Annotated in this window: 16 protein-coding genes; 10 read left to right on the top strand and 6 right to left on the bottom strand. The window is 60.3% G+C overall.

What is annotated here, in order from left to right; genetic code table 11:
* Nucleotides 1-48 precede the first annotated feature (48 nt).
* Nucleotides 49-654 (bottom strand): YdeI/OmpD-associated family protein, encoded by a 606-nt coding sequence (locus C5750_RS25465; protein WP_105738094.1) that lies wholly within the window; start codon nucleotides 652-654, stop codon nucleotides 49-51.
* A gap of 378 nt (nucleotides 655-1032) precedes the next feature.
* Between C5750_RS25465 and C5750_RS25460 the strand changes: the two genes are divergently transcribed.
* Together C5750_RS25460 and C5750_RS25455 are read left to right on the top strand one after the other, a co-directional pair.
* Nucleotides 1033-2421, top strand: a complete 1389-nt coding sequence (locus C5750_RS25460) for a M20/M25/M40 family metallo-hydrolase (RefSeq protein WP_105738092.1) — start codon at nucleotides 1033-1035, stop codon at nucleotides 2419-2421.
* A gap of 14 nt (nucleotides 2422-2435) precedes the next feature.
* Complete coding sequence (locus C5750_RS25455; protein WP_105738090.1) at nucleotides 2436-3053, top strand: ribonuclease D; 618 nt, start codon at nucleotides 2436-2438, stop codon at nucleotides 3051-3053.
* A gap of 18 nt (nucleotides 3054-3071) precedes the next feature.
* On the opposite strand, the gene C5750_RS25450 is transcribed toward C5750_RS25455, so the two are convergent.
* Both C5750_RS25450 and C5750_RS26450 read right to left on the bottom strand, forming a co-directional pair.
* Nucleotides 3072-4199, bottom strand: coding sequence for an acyltransferase family protein (locus C5750_RS25450; protein ID WP_105738088.1), 1128 nt, complete (start codon nucleotides 4197-4199; stop codon nucleotides 3072-3074).
* 325 nt (nucleotides 4200-4524) lie between these two features.
* On the bottom strand, nucleotides 4525-4722 hold the full coding sequence (locus tag C5750_RS26450) for a hypothetical protein (protein ID WP_130502075.1): 198 nt from the start codon (nucleotides 4720-4722) through the stop codon (nucleotides 4525-4527).
* Nucleotides 4723-4914: 192 nt separating this feature from the next.
* Here C5750_RS26450 and C5750_RS25440 point away from each other — a divergent pair, with 192 nt between their 5' ends.
* The 6 genes from C5750_RS25440 (at nucleotide 4915) to C5750_RS25415 (ending at nucleotide 11333) form a co-directional block, all read left to right on the top strand.
* On the top strand, nucleotides 4915-7101 hold the full coding sequence (locus C5750_RS25440) for a transglycosylase domain-containing protein (protein WP_105738084.1): 2187 nt from the start codon (nucleotides 4915-4917) through the stop codon (nucleotides 7099-7101).
* 193 nt (nucleotides 7102-7294) lie between these two features.
* Nucleotides 7295-8140, top strand: a complete 846-nt coding sequence (locus C5750_RS25435) for a transporter substrate-binding protein (RefSeq protein WP_105738082.1) — start codon at nucleotides 7295-7297, stop codon at nucleotides 8138-8140.
* 66 nt (nucleotides 8141-8206) lie between these two features.
* On the top strand, nucleotides 8207-8869 hold the full coding sequence (locus C5750_RS25430; protein ID WP_105738080.1) for an amino acid ABC transporter permease: 663 nt from the start codon (nucleotides 8207-8209) through the stop codon (nucleotides 8867-8869).
* 4 nt (nucleotides 8870-8873) lie between these two features.
* Complete coding sequence (locus tag C5750_RS25425; RefSeq protein WP_105738078.1) at nucleotides 8874-9536, top strand: amino acid ABC transporter permease; 663 nt, start codon at nucleotides 8874-8876, stop codon at nucleotides 9534-9536.
* 12 nt (nucleotides 9537-9548) lie between these two features.
* Nucleotides 9549-10319 carry an amino acid ABC transporter ATP-binding protein gene (locus C5750_RS25420; protein WP_105738076.1) on the top strand — a complete coding sequence of 257 codons (771 nt, stop codon included), beginning with the start codon at nucleotides 9549-9551 and terminating at the stop codon, nucleotides 10317-10319.
* Between the two features lie 264 nt (nucleotides 10320-10583).
* Complete coding sequence (locus C5750_RS25415; RefSeq protein ID WP_105738074.1) at nucleotides 10584-11333, top strand: SDR family NAD(P)-dependent oxidoreductase; 750 nt, start codon at nucleotides 10584-10586, stop codon at nucleotides 11331-11333.
* Between the two features lie 192 nt (nucleotides 11334-11525).
* On the opposite strand, the gene xylA is transcribed toward C5750_RS25415, so the two are convergent.
* Genes xylA through C5750_RS25395 form a run of 3 tightly spaced genes read right to left on the bottom strand, consistent with a single transcriptional unit; the run spans nucleotide 11526 to nucleotide 15556 of the window.
* Entirely contained in the window at nucleotides 11526-12836 is a 1311-nt protein-coding gene (gene xylA, locus C5750_RS25405) for a xylose isomerase (protein ID WP_105738072.1), read from the bottom strand.
* Nucleotides 12833-14287 (bottom strand): xylulokinase, encoded by a 1455-nt coding sequence (gene xylB / locus C5750_RS25400; RefSeq protein ID WP_105738070.1) that lies wholly within the window; start codon nucleotides 14285-14287, stop codon nucleotides 12833-12835. The genes xylA and xylB overlap by 4 nt, the downstream gene beginning before the upstream one ends.
* A 24-nt stretch (nucleotides 14288-14311) precedes the next feature.
* Nucleotides 14312-15556 carry an ROK family transcriptional regulator gene (locus tag C5750_RS25395; RefSeq protein WP_105738150.1) on the bottom strand — a complete coding sequence of 415 codons (1245 nt, stop codon included), beginning with the start codon at nucleotides 15554-15556 and terminating at the stop codon, nucleotides 14312-14314.
* Nucleotides 15557-15769: 213 nt separating this feature from the next.
* Between C5750_RS25395 and xylF the strand changes: the two genes are divergently transcribed.
* On the top strand, nucleotides 15770-16810 hold the full coding sequence (gene xylF / locus C5750_RS25390) for a D-xylose ABC transporter substrate-binding protein (RefSeq protein ID WP_105738068.1): 1041 nt from the start codon (nucleotides 15770-15772) through the stop codon (nucleotides 16808-16810).
* A gap of 86 nt (nucleotides 16811-16896) precedes the next feature.
* Nucleotides 16897-18204 (top strand): sugar ABC transporter permease, encoded by a 1308-nt coding sequence (locus C5750_RS25385; RefSeq protein WP_105738066.1) that lies wholly within the window; start codon nucleotides 16897-16899, stop codon nucleotides 18202-18204.

The following is an 18204-nucleotide window of genomic DNA, read 5'->3' as shown; positions in this document are numbered from 1 at the left end:
TCGCGGGATAGCCGACTCCTCCTGACAAATCCGCCGGGCGGCCGCCGCTTACCGGGAGGGCTTGGCCTTCTGCGGATGGATGGTTTCACCGCGCGCCAGCATGGCCACGAATTTTTCAATGCGCTGCAGGCGCGTCTCGGGCTTCTTGGCGTCGTTGACACGGTAGATGATGGCGTAGCGGTTGACGCTGCTCAATGTCCCGAACATCTGCTTTGCTTCGGCGTTCGCATCGAGGGCCGCCTGCAGATCAGCGGGTATCATGGCCTTGCCTTGCGAAAGATAGGCCTTGTCCCAGCGTCCGTCGGCCTTGGCCTTCTCGATTTCCGCAAGGCCGGCCGGCGTCATGCGATCCTGGTCGATCAGCTCGAGGGCGCGCTTGCGATTGATGTCGGACCAGCGGCTTGCGGCCTTGCGCGATGTGAAGCGGATGAGCCAGTAGTCTTCATCGAATGCGTCGATCTGGCCGTCGATCCAGCCGTGGCAGAGCGCGCCATCGATCGCATCCTGTTTGGACAGGCTTTTGATGGTCGCCGTCTTCTTGGAAAATTTGAGCCATACGCCCGGCGATGCCGCGTGATTGGCCGCCAGCCAGGCTTCCCAGTCGGCGCCTGCCGGAAAGAACAGGACCGGCAATTCTATCGCTGCTTTCGTCATCGGATTCGCCTCCGTTCGAGAACGCTCTATGCCAGATCGGACGGGTCTTGAACATGTCACCTGCCCATCACGCGTTTGTTACAAAGATGTAATGTTCCGTGCCCTTGAATTGCCATGGTTTGAGACCCAAATCCACCTTGTCGACGTTAGATCGATGTCCGGGATTTCAGGCTCGTCCCCCGCCTGCCCCGGACTTGCGGTGGCCTCATCCCCCCTCTCCGGGTCGCCGCATCTGAGTGTAGTGATCTGGTCGCCTGTGGTCCCCCCGCCACGGCGGCCATTTCTTTTCCGGCTCCACTTTTTTTCTGCCGCTTTGCCGAAAATGGGCTAAGAAGAATTCCCTTCACGAATCCCGGTCCAACAAATTCAGGAATTACCATGTCAGCGCTTGAACCTGTCTTGAATGCCCTTGATGCCAATCTCGATAAAAGCCTGGAGCGTCTGTTCGAACTGTTGAAGATCAAATCCATCTCGACCGATCCGGCATTCAAGGCCGAATGCCGCAAGGCCGCCGAATGGCTGGTTGCCGATTTGAAAACCATCGGTTTCGACGCCAGCGTGCGCGACACGCCGGGTCATCCGATGGTGGTGGCCCATCATGAAGGTCCGAGTGCCGATGCACCCCATGTCCTTTTCTATGGCCATTACGACGTGCAGCCGGTTGATCCGCTCGAACTGTGGGAGAACGACCCCTTTGCCCCTGCCATCAAGGATATGGGCAATGGCCGCAAGATTCTGACCGGCCGCGGAACGGCCGATGACAAGGGCCAGCTGATGACCTTCGTCGAAGCCTGCCGCGCCTACAAGGACGTGCATGGCAAGCTGCCGGTCAAGATTTCCATCCTGTTTGAAGGAGAAGAAGAGTCGGGATCGCCATCGCTGAAGCCTTTCCTCGATGCCTGCAAGGACGAGCTGAAGGCCGACTTCGCCCTCGTGTGCGATACCGGCATGTGGGACAGGCAGACCCCGGCGATTTCCGTCGGCCTGCGCGGGCTGGTCGGCGAGGAAATCGTCATCAAGGCCGCCGATCGCGACCTGCACTCCGGTTCCTTCGGCGGTGCGGCGGCAAACCCGATCCACATTCTCACGAAGATTCTGGCCGACCTGCACGACGAAACCGGTGCCGTGACCATTCCCGGCTTCTATGACGGTGTCGAGGAAACCCCGACGCAGATCCTGCAGACCTGGAACGGGCTTGGCTGCACGCCGGAAAACTTTCTCGGTCCCATCGGTCTTTCCATTCCTTCGGGTGAAAAAGGCCGCTCCATCCTGGAACTGGTCTGGGCCCGCCCGACCGCCGAGATCAACGGCGTGATCGGCGGCTATACCGGGCAGGGCTTCAAGACCGTTATTGCCGCGCAGGCATCGGCCAAAGTGTCGTTCCGCCTCGTGCACAAGCAGAACCCCGCCAAGATCCGTGAAGCCTTCCGCGCCTTTGTCCGGGAACGCGTCCCTGCCGATTGCTCGGTGGAGTTCCATGAGCATGGCGGCTCGCCCGCCATCCAGCTGTCCTATGACTCGCCGCTTTTGGCCAAGGCCAAGACGGCCTTGAGCGACGAATGGCCAAAACCCGCCGTGCTGATCGCCATGGGCGGATCGATCCCGATTGTCGGCGACTTCCAGAACATGCTTGGCATGGAATCGCTGCTCGTCGGCTTCGGCCTCGAGGACGACCGCATCCATTCGCCCAACGAAAAATACGAGCTGAGTTCCTTTCACAAGGGCCAGCGTTCCTGGGCACGCATTCTTGACGTGCTGACGAAATAAACCGGAGAGATTTGATGACCATCCGCTTTCACCGCAATGATCTGCCCGACCTTGCAAACTATCAGGTCAATGCCGTTGCCATTGATACGGAGACGCTGGGGCTGAACCCCCATCGCGACCGGCTGTGCGTCGTGCAGATTTCACCCGGTGACGGTTCGGCCGATGTCATCCAGATCGACAAGGGGCAGACATCTGCCCCCAATCTGGTGAAACTTCTTGGTGATGCGGCCATCACCAAGATTTTCCATTTTGGCCGGTTTGATCTTGCGGTGCTCTACCACGCCTTCGGTGTGATGCCGCAACCGGTCTTCTGCACCAAGATCGCCTCGCGCCTGACCCGCACCTATACGGACCGGCATGGCCTGAAGGAGATCTGCAGCGAATTGCTGGATATCAACCTGTCCAAGCAGCAGCAGTCCTCGGACTGGGCGGCGCCGGAACTGTCGCAGGCTCAGCTGGAATATGCGGCATCCGACGTTCTCTACCTGCACCGGCTGAGCGCCATTCTGATCGAGCGCCTGAAGCGGGACGGGCGGGCGGAGGAAGCCGCCGCCTGTTTCCAGTTTCTGCCGACACGGGCCAAGCTCGATCTGATGGGCTGGGAGGAACAGGATATTTTTGCTCACAGCTAAACGGCAAAGCAGCCTCTGTTATTCGGCTGATGCCAGCGCGCCCCTGCCATGCGGTGTGGGCGCGCGGTCAATATGGGCCCATTGCGGCCGTTTGAACAGGAACCGGCCATAGCCGGTCCATTGCACCAGCCCATACAGGATCACCGGCCCCAGGACCCCGCTGACGACGGTCAGCAACGATATCGTGCCGATATCCGTGATGACACCTGATTTGAGCAGAATGGTTCGCGCCACGGCCATGGGCAGGAAGAACGCCAGATAAACCACAATGGAATGGCCGCCGAGCCAGCGCAGGGCGTGCACGGCCGAGCGGGCGACGGGCACCGAACCCAGCCGGGCGAGCAGCGCCGAGACGGAAACAATGGCCAATGCCCCGGCAAAACCGGCAAGCAGCGAGATGACGGGCACATTGCTCCAGCCGCCAAGACCGCCTGACGTATAGGCCTCCAGCGGTATCCAGGCGGCAAAGGGTTGCGACGCCGGGTGAAACACCAGCCAGCCATTGGCGAGCGCCCAGGCGCCGAGGATGGCAAGGGCGGTGCGCGGTCGCTGCCGCAGCCACTGAGCCAGGTCAAAAATAACAGGCGCAAAGGCATAGCCGGCAAAGAAGAAGACATAGCGGCTGCAGAATTCATCAAGGACCAGCCATCCCGTATGGATCGGGACGGTTTCAAGAGCGGCGGCGATGGCTAGGATGATCCAGACATTGACGGAGCGGACCAGCCGCGTGACAACAAAGAACACCGGCAGCAGGTAGATGAACCACAGGGTGCCGAAAGGCTGGACAAGGGCGAGGAGATAGGCGCTGAGAGCGCCGCCGGGGCCGCTTTCTGCGATAATGCCGGGTGCCTTGAACAGGAACTGGATCGTCAGCCACAGCAGGTAGAAATAGGCGAAATGGATGATTTTGCGGTCGGCGTAGCGCAGCCACGGCCGATCGATCACCAGTCCAAGGAACAGGCCCGAGATCAGGAAGAAGTCCGGCATGCGGAACGGTTGGGCGAAGGATACAACCGGGTGCATCCAGCCGCGGGCGCCGGCATCCTCTTCGACGCCAAGCACCGAATGCATCATGACCACGAAAATAATGCAGATGCCCTTGGCGATATCGACCCAATCGACACGTGTTTTTTCGCCCGTGCTCATCGTTGTGTTGTTTCCCCGCGTTTTACTCTCTTTGATACGCGATATTTCAAAACGGGAAGTAAAATTCAGGTGATGGGCTGCAAAAATGCCGCCTTGCCGCACGCGGATACAAAAATGCCGGGCAGGAGCCCGGCGAATTGTGAACGCAAATGCGTCCAGAGGGGAACACGTAACGAGCGAAAAAATGGGAGGAGAACCGCTCGTTACGCAACACCAAAATATGCCTGCTGTGTTCAATTTTCAAGGGCGCAAGAATAATAATCTTTTCGCGCGCCAAGATTTGACAGAAAACGACAGCGGCTTTGCGGCGGTTGCAAGCGCGGCGTCAGTTGACGGCGGCACCCGCCGCGACAGGAGCGCCTGTTGCATCGAGGGGTTCCTTGCACGTTCCGTGACCGCGCAGCTGGCAGCCGCCGAGGCGATATTGCGCTTCGGATTCAGGCGCGGGATTCAGTCTGGCAATGGCGCCGCCGCCACAGCCGCTGAGTATGATCGCAGTGCAGGCAAGGACCACAAATCGCATCTTCCACTCCATTTTCGACGAATGGGAAGCTAGCGGCCCGGCGCGGAATTCTCAAGCGTGAACCGCGCACGGTCACGCATGCGTCAGTTCGGTTCCATCGGCGGAATTTAACCGCACCTTAAATCGCCGCATTTACCCTGCAACGCGTCGCAAAAGATTTCGCGGCACCGATTGGGGCGGGTATTTCAGTCAATGGCACGACGTGACAAGGGCAGGCAACGCATCGAGCCGGGGTTCAGTTCGGACCGCCGTTCGGATGACGATGACATGCGTGCCGACCCGGAGGACAGACCCGTGCGAAGCCAGAAGCGCCGGACCTCATCGCGCAAGCCTGCCAAATCGCGGCGCGGCCGCTCCAGCCGCAGGCAGGGCGGCGGTCTCCTGGGCCTCATCCGCCGCGCCGTGTACTGGTCGTTTGTCCTGTGCATCTGGGGTGGTATCGCCGTGGCGGGCACGGTGATCTATTTCGCCGCCAAGATGCCGCAGACAACCACCTGGACCATCCCCGACCGGCCGCCCAACGTCAAAATTGTTTCGGTCGAAGGCGATCTCATCGCCAATCGCGGCGCCACCGGCGGCGAGGCGATCGGTCTGCATCAGATGTCGCCCTATCTGCCGCAGGCGGTGGTGGCGATCGAAGACCGCCGCTTCTACTCCCACTTTGGCGTCGATCCCGTCGGCTTCGTCCGCGCCATGGCGACCAACGTGATCTCGGGGCGCCTGGTACAGGGCGGCTCGACCATCACGCAGCAGCTGGCGAAGAACCTGTTCCTGACGCCGGACCGCACGCTGGAGCGCAAGGTCCAGGAAGTCCTGCTCGCCCTCTGGCTGGAGCAAAAATATTCGAAAGACCAGATTCTGGAAATGTATCTGAACCGGGTTTATCTCGGTTCGGGTTCCTACGGCGTAGCCGCGGCCTCGCGGCGCTATTTCAACAAATCGGCGCACGACGTCACGCTGTCGGAAGCCGCTGTCATCGCCGGTCTGCTCAAGGCGCCGTCGCGTCTGTCGCCTGCCCGCGATCCGAAAGCCGCCATCGAGCGTTCTCAGCTGGTGCTTGCAGCTATGCGCGACCAAGGCATGATCGGTGACAAGGAGCTGACCTTTGCCATGAAGCAGCCGGCGACCCGCGCGGCCGCCTATTGGAGCGGCTCCGAGCATTATGTCGCCGACCGGGTGATGGAGGAATTGCCCGAGCTGATCGGTGATGTGCGGGCGGATGTGGTTGTCGACACCACCGTCGATCTTGGCCTGCAGAAGTTGGGCGAGGCCTCGATCCGCGATCTGATCCAGAAAAACGGCGACCGGCTCAATGTATCGCAGGGTGCGCTGGTCTCCATCGACGGAACCGGCGCGGTGCGCGCGCTGGTGGGCGGTTATGACTATGCCAACAGCCAGTTCGACCGCGCCAGCGAAGCCAAGCGCCAGCCCGGCTCCACCTTCAAGCCTTTCGTGTACTTGTCGGCGCTGGAGCAGGGACGCACGCCGGAGACGGTGCGCAACGATGCGCCGATCCGGATCGGCAACTGGACGCCGGGCAACTACAACGGCAAATATTTCGGCAAGGTGACGCTGGCGGAGGCGCTGGCCCGGTCGCTCAATTCGGTCTCCGCCCAATTGGTCATGGAAGTCGGCCCCGGCACCGTTGTCGATACGGCCCATCGCCTGGGGATCGTTTCGACCCTCAACGCCAATGCCTCGCTGGCGCTTGGGACCTCGGAAGTGACGCTGCTGGAACTCACCGATTCCTTCGTGCCCTTTGCCAATGACGGCTACAAGGCGCCGGTCCATCTGGTTCGCCGCGTCACCACGCATGAGGGCAAGGTGCTGTATGAATACAAGAATCCCAAGCAGGAGCGGGTGATCAGCGAGCGCAATGTCGGCATGATGAATGCCATGCTGCGCCAGACCGTCGACAGCGGCACGGCGACGAAAGCCAAATTCGGCTGGCCCGCTGCCGGCAAAACCGGCACCAGCCAGAACTTCCGCGATGCCTGGTTCATCGGCTACACCTCGAACCTGACCACGGGCGTGTGGTTCGGCAATGATGACGGCAAGCCGACCAAGAAGGTGACCGGCGGGGCGCTGCCCGCACTGGCCTGGAAGGAATTCATGGTCGCCGCACACAAGGGTGTGCCGGTGGCCGAGCTTCCCGGCAATTACCGTGTCAATGAACCCGTCATCGATGGCAACGATGCCTTGCCCGGCGCGGATGTTCCGGCCGCTGAAGGTGTTCCGTCGGCCCAGCTCAATCCGGGCGGGCCGGTGGGGCTGGACGATCAAACCGGATCGACCCATCCGACGCCGCCGGCCGGCGTAGGCGGCAATGGCCAGAAGCCGCGCAAGACCACGCTCTTCGACCTGATCATGGGAAACTGACCGGCAAGCCGCCCGGTCCGTGCTTCCCCTCGCGCCCATACAGCTTCTGAAAACCCCCTGACGCGGCGATTCCAAATGTCGCTTGACAAGTCGCGGCTCTTGTCCTCGTATTATAAAAATCCATTATTAGATATTCTATTCTATAATAATGGATTAAACCATAATATTCGCTTGACGGATAGGGGAACGAAAAATGTCTAAAGGATTTTACGCGGCGGCCGTTGTGGCCGCGCTGCTCGCATTGCCGTTCAATCAGGCTGCCGCGCAGGACAGCAAAAGCAAGCTCGATGAGGTTCTGGCCCGCGGCCATCTGGTTGTCGGCACCGGCAGCACCAATGCGCCATGGCACTTCAAGGGCGCTGACGACACGCTGCAGGGTTTTGATATCGACATGGGTCATATCATCGCCAAGGCGCTGTTCAGCGATCCGAACAAGGTCGAGTTCGTCAACCAGTCGTCCGATGCCCGCATTCCCAACATCACCACCAACAAGGTGGATATCACCTGCCAGTTCATGACGGTCACGGGTGAGAGGGCACAGCAGATCGCCTTCACCATACCGTATTACCGGGAAGGTGTCGGGCTGATGCTGAAGGCCGACAGCAAATATGCCGACTACGCCGCACTCAAGGCGGCGGGTTCCGCGGTGACAATCTCGGTGCTGCAGAATGTCTATGCCGAATCGATGGTGCATGCGGCCCTGCCGGAGGCCAAGGTCGACCAGTATGAATCGGTCGATCTGATTTATCAGGCGCTGGAATCCGGCCGCGCCGATGCGGTCGCCACGGATCAGTCGTCGCTTGCCTGGTACATGACCCAGAACAAGGGCCGCTACAAGGATGCCGGCTATGGCTGGAATCCGCAGACCTATGCCTGCGGCGTCAAGCGCGGCGATCAGGATTGGCTGAATTTCGTCAACACGGCACTGCATGAAGCCATGACCGGCGTCGAGTTCGATACCTATGCGAAATCGTTCAAGACCTGGTTCGGCAAGGATCTGACGCCGCCGCAGATCGGCTTCCCCGTCGAATACAAATAGTCAAAGGGCGGCTCCAGATAATCTGGAGCCGTTTCGCCTTGTCTTGCGATCACGGGGACATTGTTCATGGGCTATACGCTGAATTTTGCTGCCGTCTGGCGCAGCTTCGATGATCTGCTGTTGGGGCTGGCGCTCAGCCTTGCTCTTGCCTTCGGCGCCATCCTCATCGGCGCGGTCATCGGGCTGTGCACGGCTTTTGGCCTGATATCCAGAAACGGCCTGATAAAGCGTCCGGCCGGGGCCTACGTCTCCATCATCCGCAACACGCCGATCCTCGTGCTCGTGCTGTTCACCTATTTCGCGCTGCCGCAATGGGGACTGCGTCTTGGCAAGATTGAAAGTTTTGTCTTCACGCTCGCTCTCTATTCCGGCGCCTATCTGGCCGAGGTGTTCCGGGCCGGACTGCTGTCGATCCCGGCCGGGCTGCGCGAGGCTGGTCTTGCCATCGGCCTGACGGAAATGCAGATACGCACGTCGATCATCGCGCCGCTGATGTTCCGCAATATCCTGCCGTCGCTCAGCAGCACGATCATCTCGCTGCTCAAGGATACGTCGCTGGCCGCGGCCATTGCCGTGCCGGAACTGACGTTTGAAACGCGCAAGATCAATGTCGAAACCTTTCGCGTCATCGAGACATGGATGGTGGCAAGCTGCCTCTATGTCTTTACCTGTTCGATCCTCGCCGCGTTGATGCGCATCGTCGAACGCCGTCTGGCCCTGCCGAGGTGATGTGATGGATATTGTTCATTTTGCCGATGTACTCTGGCTGGCGCGCTGGCCGATCCTCAAAGGTATCGGCGTCACCCTGTCGATTTCGCTGCTGGCGATCTGCTGCGGCACGCTGCTCGGGGTCGGCGTCGGTCTGGCCCTGACCTATGCCAGGGCACCGCTGCGCTGGATCGTGCGCGGTTATACGGATTTCATCCGCGGCACGCCGGTTCTGGTTCTGGTTCTCGCCAGCTATTACGTGCTCGGCACCATCGGCCTCGACCTCGGGCCGTTCCAGGCGGGCATTCTGGCGCTCGCCGTGTTCTGCAGTTCGCATGTGGGGGAAATTGTCCGGGGCGCATTGCAATCCATTCCGAAGGGGCAAACGGAAGCCGCCAAGGCCATCGGCCTGACCTTTCCGCAGACCTTCGCCTATGTGCTCGGTCCGCAGGCGCTGCGCCAGGTGCTGCCGGCCTGGGTCAACACCTCAGCCGAAATGGTCAAGGCCTCGACCCTTTTGTCCATCATCGGCGTGGCCGAACTGCTGCTGCGCACGCAGGAACTGATTTCCAGAACCTTCATGAGCCTCGAATTCTATTTCTTCGCCGGCTTCCTGTATTTCGTCATCAATTACGCCATCGAGCGTTTCGGCCGCTATGTCGAACGCAAGATGGCGGTTCCATCCTAAGGAGATTCCGGGATGCCAGACAATCTTCTTGAAATCCGCAACCTGCACAAAAGCTATGGCGAGGTGGAAGTCCTCAAAGGCGTCGACTGCAGCATGAAGCAGGGCGACGTGGTCAGCATCATCGGGTCGAGCGGCTCCGGCAAGACCACCATGCTGCGCTGCATCAACATGCTGGAAGAGTTCCAGGGCGGGTCGATCAGCATAGACGGTCAGGAGATCGGTTATGAGATGGCCGGCGGTCAGCGCCGGCGCAAGAAGGAGAAGGAAATCGCCCGCCAGCGCGCCCTGACCGGCATGGCTTTCCAGCAATTCAACCTGTTCCCGCATATGAGTGCCGTTCACAATGTCATGCTTGGCCTGGTCAAGGTGAAGAAGCTGGACAGGGACGAGGCGCGCACCATTGCGCTGAAATGGCTGGATCGTGTCGGCCTGCTCGCCCGTGCCGATCATTTCCCGGGGCAATTGTCCGGCGGCCAGCAGCAGCGTGTCGCCATTGCCCGTGCCATTGCCATGAATCCCCGGTTGATGCTGTTCGACGAAGTCACCTCGGCGCTCGATCCGGAACTGGTGAACGAGGTGCTGCAGGTGATCAAGACATTGGCGCAGGACGGCATGAGCATGCTGCTTGTCACCCATGAGATGCGCTTTGCCTACGAGGTCTCCAACCGGGTGATTTTCATGAACCAGGGGCTTATCGGCGAGGAAGGCAATCCGCGCGACATGTTCCACAAGCCGCAGAGCGAGCGCCTGGCCGAGTTTTTGAAGACGTCGGGTTTTTCCTGAAGTCCGGAATGTCCGTTTGCGGCACACGTCAAAATACCGGCGTGAACAGTTCCCTTTGGGCGGCGCTTGCTCTATGGCTCTAGTGGTCCGATTCTGACATTTGCACCCCGTTGATACAGGCCATTCAGGCAAATGTCAGAATCAAAGGACCACTAGCAACTATAAGATTCTAGTGGAACTTTGAATTTGACATTCGCATGCTGCGCGTCATGTCAAATGGGATGCGAATGTCAAATTCGTTCCACTTGCAAACGGAGTTTTCCCATGAGCAGCGATGAAGCACGCAAAGTCCTTGTCTTGACTGGCGCAAGCCGTGGCATCGGCCACGCCACGGTCAAGCGGTTTTCCCGCGCTGGCTGGCGCGTCATCACCTGTTCGCGCCAGGATTTTTCCGATGATTGTCCCTGGCCGGCCGGTCCCGACGATCATATCAAGGTGGATCTCGCCGATCCCGCCGATGTCGACCATGCCGTCCTGGAAATTCGCCAGAGGCTGGAGATCGAAGGCGGCAGGCTGCATGCCCTGATCAACAATGCCGGTATCTCGCCCAAGAATCCGGGCGGTGACCGGCTGGATTCGATCGAGACACCCATGCACACATGGTCGACCGTGTTTCAGGTGAATTTCTTCGCGCCCATCATGCTGGCGCGCGGCCTGTTCAAGGAGCTGGAAGCGGGCAAGGGCTCGATTGTCAACGTCACCTCCATCGCCGGAAGCCGCGTGCATCCCTTTGCCGGAACGGCCTATGCAACGTCAAAGGCCGCATTGGCATCCCTGACCCGGGAAATGGCCTCGGATTTCGGCCCGCACGGTATTCGCGTCAACGCGATCGCGCCCGGAGAGATCGATACGGCGATCCTGTCGCCGGGCACCGACAAGCTGGTGGAACAGCTGCCGCTGCGCCGTCTCGGCAAAACCGCTGAGGTTGCCGAGACGATATATTTCCTGTGCTCCGAGGCATCGTCCTATGTGACGGGCTCGGAAATCCACATCAATGGCGGCCAGCACGTCTGATGTTTGAGGGGGGCTTTGAACACCCCCCTCTGTCCTACCGGACATCTCCCCCACAAGGGGGGAGATCACATCGACATCGACATTTTTGCTTACTTTGCGATGTCTCAGAACTGGTCGAAATCTTAATGCAGGCTGATCTCCCCCCTTGTGGGGGAGATGGGCGGTAGCCCAGAGGGGGGTAAAAACTCTCCTCTAAACGTAGCGGTTGACCACGTTCTCCAGATATTCCTGGCGACCGGAGCGCGGCTGCGGCTGGATCTTCTTGTCCTCGACATGTTTGGCAATGTCTTCGAGCGACAGTTTGCCCGATAGCATGGCTTGCGCGTCCGGCTTAGCCCAGCCCGCATAGCGCTCGTCGACAAAGCCGGTGAGGGCCTTGTCCTCGACCATCTTCGCCGCTGCCTTGAGGCCGCGGGCACATGTATCCATGCCGCCGATGTGAGCGATCAGCAGGTCCTGCGGATCGAGTGACTGGCGGCGCAGTTTCGAGTCGAAATTGGTGCCGCCCGTGGTGAAGCCGCCTGCCTTGAGGATTTCGTAGTAGGCCAGCGCCACCTCGGGCACGTTGTTGGGGAACTGATCCGTATCCCAGCCGGACTGGTAGTCGTTGCGGTTCATGTCGATGGAACCGAAAATCCCGAGTGCCGCAGCGGTTGCCAGCTCATGTTCGAAGGAGTGACCGGCAAGAATGGCGTGGCCCTGCTCGAGATTGACCTTGACCTCGTTCTCCAGGCCAAAACGCTTGAGGAAGCCATAGACCGTCGCCGCATCGTAGTCATACTGGTGCTTGGTCGGCTCCTGCGGCTTCGGCTCGATGAGGATAGCGCCCTTGAAGCCGATCTTGTGCTTGTAGTCGACGACGAGGCTGAGGAAACGGCCCATCTGGTCGAGCTCGCGCTTCATGTCGGTGTTGAGCAGGGTTTCGTAGCCTTCGCGGCCGCCCCAGAGCACATAGTTTTCGCCCTTCAGCTTCTGCGTGACATCGATACAGGTTTTGACTGTCGCTGCCGCATAGGCGAAGACATCGGGATCGGGATTGGTGGCAGCTCCGGCCATGTAACGCCGGTTTGAGAACAGATTGGCGGTGCCCCAGAGCAGTTTTGTTCCGGTCTTTTCCATCTTGCCCGCGAAATAGTCCGCAATCTCGTAAAGGCGCTTGTTGCTTTCGGCAAGAGTCTCGCCCTCCGGGCGAACATCCGCATCGTGGAAGCAGAAATAGGGCGCGCCCAGCAGCGAGAACATCTCGAAAGCCACGTCGGCTTTCAGCTTCGCGCCCTGCATCGAGTCATTGAACCACGGGCGTTCGAAGGTCTGGCCGCCGAAGGGATCGCCACCCGGCCAGGTGAAGGAATGCCAGTAGGCCACGGCAAAGCGCAGGTGGTCTTCCATGCGCTTGCCGTTGATCAGCTCTTCGGGATTGTAAAAGCGATAGGCAAGCGGATTGGTGCTGTCCGGCCCCTCATATTTGACTGGTTTGATGTCACCAAAAAATCCGCTGCTCATGATTGAACTCCCTTTAATGCTGGATAGAGGTTGTGGTAGCGCCGGTAGGCGGCGTCAAAATCGGCAGTGAGTCCCTTGTCGGGCTCGATGGTCTTTTCCGTTGCGGGCTGCGTGCAGATGGCGCGCGGATCGGCGTTTTCCGCCGCGATCAATCCCAGCCTCGCGGCACCGAAGGCTGCGCCGAAATCCCCATCGGCAGGAATGTCGACGGGGATGCCGAGAGCCGTGGCGATGGTTTTCAGCCAGTAGATGGAGCGCGAACCGCCGCCGACGGCAGTCACCCGGTCAAGCCTGGTGCCGGCGCTGGCCAGTGCATGCAGGCAGTCGCGGAAGGCAAAGGCGACGCCTTCGAGGACGGCCTGGGTCAGGCTTGCCCTGTCGCTCGCATGCTCCAGTCCCTGGAACGAGCCGCGGATGGCGGAATCGTTGTGCGGGGTGCGTTCGCCGGAGAGGTAAGGCAGGAAGGTGACGCCGGAAGGGGCCCGCAGCGTATCGCCCAGCTCGCCGGTCAGTTCCGCCGGCTTGCGCGCGGTGATGCCCGCATACCAGTTGAGTGCATCGGTGGCGGAGAGGATCACGCCCATCTGGTGCCATGTATCGGGGAGGGCATGGCAGAACGTGTGAACGGCACTGGCCGGGTTGGGCAGATACGCATTGTTGGCAGCAAACAGCACGCCGGATGTGCCGAGCGAGACGAAGGCATGGCCTTCCGCCACGGTGCCCATGCCGCAGGCGGAAGCGGCATTGTCCCCGGCGCCCCCGGCAACAACCACCCCGTTGCCCATGCCCCAGCGCGCGGCCAGACCGGCTTTCAGCGTGCCGGAAACAGCGGTTCCCTCGACGAGGGACGGCATGTGGCTTCTGTCCAGTCCGGATGCGCCGAGCAGCTCGTCCGACCAGGCGCGTTTGCCGACATCCAGCCAGGAGGTTCCCGCCGCATCGGACATTTCGGAGACGTGCTCGCCGGTCAGCCAGAGCCGCAGATAATCCTTCGGCAGCAACACCCGCCGGAGTTTTGCGAAAATCTCCGGTTCGTTGTTCTTCACCCACATCACTTTCGGGGCGGTAAAGCCGGGAAAAACAATGTTGCCGCTGAGCGCGCGAAAGATCGGGTTGCCGTCGAGTTCGGCTGCTTCCGCATGGCTGCGCGTGTCGTTCCACAACATGCAGGGCCGCAGCACGCCGTCATTGCCGTCAAGCAGCGTTGCGCCATGCATCTGGCCGGAAAGACCGATGCCTTTCACAGCAGCCAATTCTTTGGGATGACTGGCCTTCAGTGCGGCAATGGCATCTTCCGTTGCGCCGATCCAGTGCGCCGGGTCCTGTTCCGACCAGCCGGAATGCGGCCGCGAGACGTCCAGCGATCCCGTGCCGGAACCGATGACGGATTGCTTGTCGTCAATCAACAGCGCCTTGACGCCGGATGTGCCTAGATCGAGACCGAGATACATGGAATATCCTTTGAAATATGGAGGCTAGATCGCACGCCGCAGCGGTGCTTCCCGCAGATCGCCGGGGGCGAAAAGCTGGGTATCGAGGTGCAGCAGGGAAGTCATCATGCAGCCCTGCAGGATGAGCGGATGCTCGTCGGGATAGCAGCGGATGGTCAGGTCGGGCTTGCCGCCCCAGCCGGTCGTGCCCGATACGATTTCCCGCAAATCCGGCTCGATGAGGTCGAAGACACCGGCACCGGGCCCGACAAGCGCGATGGGCACGGGGTCGATCAGCGAGAAAAGGCTGCGCAGACCGGAACCGATGGCCTGCCCTGCCTTGCGGAATGCCGCCCGCTCCGCGCCGTCGCGGCTGCGGGCACGGTCGGCAACGGCGTTGAACGACGCGGCGTCGACATCCTGGGCCGGCTGGGCCTGTTCATCCTCGCCGGCTGTGCGGCGCAGGATGGCATAGTCGCTGGCATAGGCCTCGATGCAGCCGTGGCGGCCGCAGCGGCACAGCGCGCCATTGGGAACATGCAGCATATGGCCGAATTCGGCACCGGAAGACTGGACGCCGAGAAACGGCTTACCCTTGAGATAAAGGCCCATGCCGATGCCGTGCGACAGGAGAATGGCGGCAAAGTCTTCGGTGTAGTGTTCCGGATCGGTCCAGCGCAGCGCCTCGGCGATCATGCTGCAATCATTGGCAACGGCAACGCTGACGCCATAGCGGGCGCAGAGGATGTCGCCGAATGCCACGTTGATGTCGGGTGTGATCGGCGACCAGAGCATGGTCGCGCTGGCGGCATCGGTGACACCCTGGACGCCCATGGAGATGTGCATGAGCCGGCCCGCGCTGCCCGGCATGCCGGCGAGCAGGCCGTCAAGCATTTCGCAGATCGCCCGGGTCAAGTCGCCGGCGGTTGCATCGAGCGTCGGGATGCGGCGGATTTCCTGCGCGATCACCTGTCCCTTGTAGTCGAACAGCACCGTGTGGGCGAGGTTGAGTGCCAGTTCAACCGTGGCGATTGTCGCAATTTCCGGGTTGAGCGTCAGCGCCACCTGCGGACGGCCTCGGCGATTGGCGGTAACATCGCCGTCGCGGCTTTCATTGACAATACCTTCGGCGATGAGTGCCGTGGTGATGGCCGAAACCGTCGATGCGCTGAGGCCGGTTTGCGCCACGATATCGGTGCGCGAGAGAAGATCATGGCCGCGCAATGCGGCCAAAACCAGCCTGCGATTCTGGCGCCGGACGTCGTCCGGACGGGCTATCTCGTCAACCAACAATCGATCTCCTCCCGAAGTCTTTTTTGATGCGATGCAAAAATATTGTTGCATCGCAATAACTTAGCAGATCAGATTCTATGTTGACATGGAAATCAAATTAAGTCACTATTTTTTTCGAGCCTCGAAATAAAGAGGTTTGGGTGCCTGGCTGGAGGTGAAAGGCCAGACATCTGACGGGATCAACGTGCCATGTGCACTGGGAGGATTATCATGAAAAAATACGCAACCGCTTTGGCGGGTGTTGCCCTTGCCGTTTCTTTGGCTGGCCCGGCGCTGGCGAAAGACAAGATCATTGGCGTATCCTGGTCCAACTTTCAGGAAGAGCGCTGGAAGACCGATGAAGCCGCCATCAAGAAGGCGCTTGAAGCCAATGGCGACAAGTATATTTCCGCCGATGCGCAGTCTTCCGCTTCCAAGCAGCTCACCGACGTTGAAAGCCTGATCTCGCAGGGCGCCAATGCCCTGATCATCCTTGCCCAGGATTCGAGCGCAATCGGACCTGCCGTTGAAAAGGCCGTGGCTGAAGGTATTCCGGTCGTCGGCTATGACCGCCTCATCGAAAACAAGGATGCGTTCTACATCACCTTCGACAACAAGGAAGTTGGCCGCATGCAGGCGCGCGGTGTCCTCGCCGTGAAGCCGGAAGGCAACTACGCCTTCATCAAGGGCAGCTCGGCTGATCCGAACGCCGATTTCCTCTTCTCCGGCGCGCAGGAAGTTCTGAAGGACGCCATTGCGTCCGGCAAGATCAAGAATGTCGGCGAAGCCTATACGGACGGCTGGCTGCCAGCCAATGCGCAGAAGAACATGGAACAGTTCCTGACCAAGAACGACAACAAGATAGACGCTGTCGTTGCCGCCAATGACGGCACGGCCGGTGGCGCCATCGCTGCCCTGCAGGCCCAGGGGCTTGCCGGTACGGTTCCCGTTTCCGGCCAGGATGCGGACTTTGCGGCGCTGAACCGCATCGCGCTCGGTACCCAGACCGTTTCGGTCTGGAAAGACTCGCGTGAGCTGGGCAAGGAAGCCGCCGGTATTGCCGCTGCTCTCGCCGACGGCAAGAAGATGACCGACATTCCCAAGGTCCAGAAATTTGCTGGCGGTGCCAACAAGGTCGAGGTCAATGCCGTGTTCCTGACGCCGGTTCCGATCACCAAGGACAACCTCAACGTCATCATCGACGCGGGTTGGGTGAAGAAGGATGTTGTCTGCCAGGGCGTCAAGGCCGGTTCGGTCGCGGCCTGCAAGTAAGTCCTGAATAATCTGCTAAACTTGAGCGCCGCTGGTCCACTGGATCGGCGGCGTTTTAAAAAGAACCTGAAACTGGGGAGAGATAAATGAGTGATCCGGCAGTCAGTCTTGACCGGGCCCGCGCCTCCGAACTTGGCTTTGTTGCCCGCTTCTTCAGAGCCACCGAACTTGATACCCGGCTTCTGGGCATGATCGGTGCGCTGGTTGTCATCTGGATCGCTTTCCAGATTCTCTCCGGCGGTCAGTTCCTCACACCGCGCAACCTGTGGAATCTTTCCGTCCAGACCTCATCCGTTGCCGTCATGGCGACCGGGATGGTGCTGATCATCGTGACGCGCAACATCGACCTGTCGGTCGGCTCGCTGCTCGGTTTCATCGGCATGATCATGGGTGTCATGCAGACGGAAATGCTGCCGAAACTCATCGGTTTCGAACATCCCGCCACCTGGATCATCGCGCTGGGCATCGGCATTGTCGCCGGTGCCGTCATCGGCGGCTTTCAGGGTTTTATCATTGCCTTCCTCGGGGTTCCCGCCTTTATCGTGACCCTTGGCGGTCTGCTCGTCTGGCGCGGCGCCGCCTGGTGGGTCACATCGGGCCGCACGGTTGCCCCGATGGACTCGACCTTCCGCCTGATGGGCGGCGGCCCGGAAGGATCCATCGGCTCCATGTGGAGCTGGATTCTCGGTATTCTCGCCTGCATTGCCATCGTCATCATGGTGGCCAACAGCCGCCGCCAGCGCCAGCGGTTCAATTTTCCGCGCCGTCCTGTCTGGGCCGAAGTGTTCATGGCCGCCATCAGCTGCGGTCTGGTGCTTGGGGCTGTCGCGATTGCCAATGCCTATTACTGGCCCATCGGCATCGTGCGTAAATATGCCGAGGCCAACAACATCACCATTCCCGACGGCGGCCTGTTCATCTCGCATGGCATTGCCATTCCGGTGCTGATTGCCGTGGCAACCGGGATCATCATGACATTCGTGACCACGCGCACGCGCTTTGGCCGCTATGTCTTCGCCATGGGCGGCAATCCCGAGGCTGCCGATCTCGCCGGTATCAACACACGCTGGGTTACCATGAAGATTTTCATCATCATGGGCATTCTCTGCGCCATCGCCGGTGCGGTCTCCACCGCCCGCCTCAACGCGGCAACCAATGCCCAGGGCACGCTGGACGAGCTTCTGACCATTGCTGCCGCGGTGATTGGCGGAACATCGCTGGCCGGCGGCGTCGGCACCATTGCCGGTGCGATGATCGGCGCGCTGCTCATGCAGTCACTGAGTTCGGGCATGGTGCTTCTCGGCCTCGATACGCCGCTGCAGAATATCGTTGTCGGTATCGTTCTGGTGATCGCCGTCTGGCTCGACACCATCTATCGCCGCCGCACCGCGTGA

It is taken from the genome of Phyllobacterium myrsinacearum (assembly GCF_002980555.1).
GTDB classification, from domain to species: Bacteria; Pseudomonadota; Alphaproteobacteria; order Rhizobiales; family Rhizobiaceae; genus Phyllobacterium; species Phyllobacterium myrsinacearum.
The sequence above is the reverse complement of the archived record's forward strand: the minus strand, read 5'-3'. Positions and strand labels throughout refer to the sequence as shown.